The sequence below is a fragment of the Microbacterium sp. genome, from assembly GCF_049661145.1.
Lineage (GTDB): Bacteria > Actinomycetota > Actinomycetes > Actinomycetales > Microbacteriaceae > Microbacterium.
Genome location: NZ_JBASZT010000424.1, coordinates 1 through 1538, shown reverse-complemented (window position 1 = coordinate 1538; position 1538 = coordinate 1). Strand labels below are relative to the sequence as shown.

At 73.0% G+C, this 1538-nt stretch carries 1 protein-coding gene; it reads right to left on the bottom strand.

Features of this window, described 5'->3' with window-relative positions:
- Nucleotides 1–1297 (bottom strand): threonine/serine ThrE exporter family protein (locus WBP48_RS17555; protein ID WP_424442025.1); only part of this gene is annotated, 1297 nt, incomplete at its 3' end.
- Between the last annotated feature and the right edge of the window lie 241 nt (nt 1298–1538).

Below are 1538 nucleotides of genomic sequence, written 5' to 3'. Positions count from 1 at the left end.
GCGACCACTCGCGCTCGGTCAGCACGCGCGCGACGGTGAGGCCGACCGCGAGGGCCACCACGACGAACAGCGCCGTCGTGGCGTTCTGGATCGCGGCGAGCGTGTCGCCGCTGATGATTCCCGCGATCGAACGGTACGCCGCCGCGCCGGGGACCATGATGAGCACGGCCGGCACCGTGAGGGTGACGCGCGCGGCGCGTAACCGGTCGCCGAACAGATACGCGCCCAGGCCCACGACGATGGCCGCGGCCGCCGCGGCGACGGCAGGGTTGACGTGCGCGTCGACGAGCGCGAGCCGGCCGACGTTGGCGACCGCGCCCAGGCATGCTGCCGTGATCGCGATGGCCCACGGCGTCGAGAAGAGGGTGGCGAACCCGAGTACGCCGACGAAACCGGCCGCCAGCCGGATGACTGACAGCAGCGGCTCCGTGAACGCCGGCTCGGCCTGGGTGACCGTGGTGTGGAAGACCGTTGCAACACCCCACACCGCCGTCCCCGTCGCCAGCAGAATGAGCGCTGCGTAGGTGACGCGCGCGATCCCCGCGTTGAGGTCGAGCCGGGCGAGGTCGAGCGCGCCCGTCACGAGCGGGAACCCGGGGACGAGATAGAGGACGGCGCTCGTCAGGGCGGCGTCGTGCTGGGCGCCGGGCAGGCCGGCCAGCACGAACAGGCCGGCCACAGCGAGGTACACGAGCATCGCGGAGACGGCGGAGGTGAACACGAGCAGGAACTCGTTCGTGCGCATCCGGTGGATCGCCATGCGCACCGCCTGGCCGACGCCTGCGGCGACGCCCACGGCGACGAACTCCTGCCAGCCGCCGTTGTTCAGGAGGGCGAACGCGGCGCAGGCGAAGGCCGCGGCGACGATACGCAGCGCCTGGGAGGAGCGCACCGGCATCCGCTCGATCTTTCCCAACTCGGCCTGCAGTCGCGCGGGCGTCGTGCCGGGGACCAGTTCCGTCGTCAGCCGCTTGAGTGCGGTGAGCCGGTCCGAGTCGACGGTCGGCCGGCGGATCTCCGCGACGCGGGTGCGGAACATCTGGCCGCGGCCGGCCGTGGCGACGATGTCCGTCATGCCGACGCGGCAGTGCAGTTCCTCGATGCCGAGCGCTGCCGCGGCGCGCTCCATGCTGTCGCGCACGCGTGCCGACGAGGCTCCCGCCCCGAGCATGAGAGCGCCCAGGTGCACGACGGCGTCCGTGCGCGCGATGAACTGCACGGGCTCCAGCCGCAGCTCCTCCGTGTGGGTGGGGTCGCCGGCATCCGCGGGCTGCGGGCGGTCGGGAGCATCGGCCATGCTCCGATCCTGGCATCGGGGACGGGGCGGGCGCACTCCTGGGAGGGGGAGAAAACGCGTTCCGATAATCACGGCTGAGGGGGCTCCGCGCCGCAACTCCGCCCCGCTAGCGTCGGGGGTATGGAAGGCGGGTCACCGCCACATCCGCAGTACCGGGCCCGCATGGCCGGCCGCCGGAGTCCGGCGCCGATGCGGGCCCGCACTGCGGGATCACATGGGGTCGGCCCGCGCGGTGCTGCGC